This window comes from Anaerostipes sp. CAG:276 (assembly GCF_000432215.1).
In the GTDB taxonomy this organism is placed as follows: domain Bacteria; phylum Bacillota; class Clostridia; order Lachnospirales; family Lachnospiraceae; genus Anaerostipes; species Anaerostipes caccae.
The window spans coordinates 10,520-13,288 of record NZ_FR889204.1 but is presented as its reverse complement, the minus strand read 5'-3'; the positions used below and the strand labels follow the sequence as shown (position 1 = coordinate 13,288).

The 2,769-nt window shown below is 45.9% G+C and carries 3 protein-coding genes; all 3 read left to right on the top strand.

Features of this window, described 5'->3' with window-relative positions:
- The first annotated feature begins 122 nt into the window (after positions 1–122).
- Positions 123–1,274 (top strand): D-alanyl-D-alanine carboxypeptidase family protein, encoded by a 1,152-nt coding sequence (locus tag QVP35_RS13955; protein ID WP_022261284.1) that lies wholly within the window; start codon positions 123–125, stop codon positions 1,272–1,274.
- A 109-nt stretch (positions 1,275–1,383) separates the two neighbouring features.
- Entirely contained in the window at positions 1,384–1,734 is a 351-nt protein-coding gene (locus tag QVP35_RS13950) for an arsenate reductase family protein (protein ID WP_009289425.1), read from the top strand.
- A gap of 33 nt (positions 1,735–1,767) precedes the next feature.
- The coding region (locus QVP35_RS13945; protein ID WP_288187942.1) for an aminopeptidase at positions 1,768–2,769 on the top strand (1,002 nt) is incomplete at its 3' end.

Below are 2,769 nucleotides of genomic sequence, written 5' to 3'. Positions count from 1 at the left end.
CAAGCCGGAAAACTGGTCAAAATGTCATGACATTTTCTCCTTTATCCCAGCCGGTTTTTAACAGGCCCTTTACACGATAACGGAGAGAAATATCTTAGCTGGCTTGAAGGAGAGGAAATGGAATGAAGAAGATTTTCTGTGTAATATGGTCTCTGTTTTTGTGTCTGCAGCTCGGTTTTCACACGGTCCGGGCGGATGATACGTTAAAATTGTATGCAAAATCAGCCATTTTGATGGATGCGGGCAGCGGACGAGTCTTATTTGATAAATCCGGGAAATCCAAAATGCCGAATGCCAGCACCACAAAAATTTTAACATGCCTGTATATTATTAAACATTGTAATCTGGAAGAGGAAGCGACAGTTTCTAAAAATGCCGCTGCCCAGCCACAGGTCCATCTGGGAGCCAGGGCCGGGGAAAAATACAAAGTTAAGGACCTCCTTTACGGTCTGATGCTTGAGTCTTACAATGACTGTGCGGTGATCCTGGCGGAGCATGCGGCCGGATCAACCGAAAACTTTGCGAAAAAACTCAATGCAGAGGCACGATCCTATGGGGCAAAGTCGACCCATTTTGTCACACCCAACGGACTGGACCGCACCGACAAAAACGGGATTCATTCCACTACGGCATATGATCTGGCACTGATCATGAAACAGTGTATTAAAAACAAAGAGTTTTTGGAGATCACCAGAGCCAAAAGCCATTCTTTTCATGATGCATCCGGGCAGCGTTCTTTTACGTGCAATAACCACAATGCCCTGCTTTCCATGATGGACGGCGCGGTTTCCGGAAAGACCGGATTCACTTCCAAAGCCGGGTACTGCTACGTGGGAGCCGTGAAGAAAAATGGCATGACCATGATCGCGGTCGTGCTGGCCTGCGGCTGGCCTCCCCATAAAACCTATAAATGGTCTGATGTCAGAACTTTGGTAGACTACGGTGCCAAAAATTATTCCTACCACAAGATTATCCCGGACTACAGCAAATTGACGGACTTGTATGTCAACGGAGGGATGGAGCATAAAGTTTCCATAGGAGCAAAAGGCGGAGGCATGACGCTTCTGCTGAAAAAGGGGGAAAAGGTCGATATTAAATGCCAGATCCCGAAGAGTCTTAACGCACCTGTAAAGAAGAAAGAACAGGTGGGGAAGATTGAATATGTGCTGAACGGCAGGGTGATCCGGGAGGAAAAAGTATTTACGAAAGATTCTATCGACAAAAAGGATTACTGGTGGTATCTCGGAAAAACACTGGATGAGTTCTGCCTGTAAAAAATATCGGAGGAAAAGGTTGTTGAGATTCTGGATCAACTGCCTTTTTTTCTAAACTGAAATATGATAAGATAACCGGAGAATAAACCAAGGAAAGGAGAATAAGACAATGTTATTTATAGAATATCCGAAATGTACAACCTGTAAAAGGGCGAAAAAATGGCTGGACGAGCATCAGGTTTCCTATGAGGAACGTCATATCGTGGAGGACAATCCGAAGGCAGAGGAATTAAAAAAATGGATTGCAAAGAGCGGACTTCCAATCAAGCGTTTTTTTAATACAAGCGGGATGAAATACAGGGATCTGGGACTGAAAGACCGTCTCCCGGAAATGACTGAGGAGGAGCAGATTGAGCTTCTGGCGACAGACGGAATGCTCGTAAAACGCCCTTTAGTCATAGGTGATGACTTTGTCCTGGTTGGATTTAAAGAGGAACAATGGGGCAATACTATCAAATGAAAAAGTATTTCACAGACAGAAAGGATATTGCGAATGGAACGAAAGAATACATGGCATTCTTATACAGAAGAAGATATAGAAAAACTGGAATCTTTGGCGTCTGACTATAAAGAGTATCTCACCGGCGGAAAAACAGAGAGGGAATGTGTAAAAGAATCCGTGAAGCTGGCTCAGAGAGCGGGATATGAGGATTTAGAGCATTTCATAGCAGAAAATAAACAGCTGAAACCGGGGGATAAAGTTTACCGCACGTGGATGGACAAAACCATTGTCCTGTTCCAGATCGGGGAAAAACCGATGGAAGACGGACTGAATATTTTAGGGGCGCACATTGATTCCCCAAGGATGGATTTAAAACAAAACCCGCTGTATGAGGACACAGAGATGGTACTTCTGGATACCCATTACTACGGGGGTGTGAAGAAATATCAGTGGGTGACGCTGCCTTTGGCCCTTCACGGAGTTGTGATCAAAAAAGACGGAACTACGATTGAGATCAGCATTGGCGAGAAGGATACTGACCCTGTGGTAGGAGTGACGGATCTTCTGATTCATCTTTCCGCCCAGCAGCTGGAGAAGAAGGCCAAGGTCGTGATCGAGGGCGAAGACCTGAATGTACTGATCGGAAGCCGTCCGGTTAAAGGCGAGGAGAAGGATGCGGTTAAAAAAGAGATGCTCAGGATATTAGAGCAGGAATACGGGATTGAGGAAGAAGATTTCCTGTCAGCGGAGATCGAAGTTGTCCCGGCAGGACCTGCCAGAGATTTCGGATTAGACCGCAGTATGATCATGTCTTACGGACAGGATGACAGGGTTTGTGCCTATACATCCCTTGCGGCTATGCTGAATGTACAGGACGCCCGGAGGACGACCTGCTGCATCCTCGTGGACAAAGAAGAAATTGGAAGCGTTGGCGCTACGGGCATGCATTCCAGATTTTTTGAAAATACACTGGCCGAGATCATAGCACTGACAGGAGAATACAGTGAGTTAAGACTCCGCAGAATCCTTCAGAACTCCCACATGCTCTCTTCC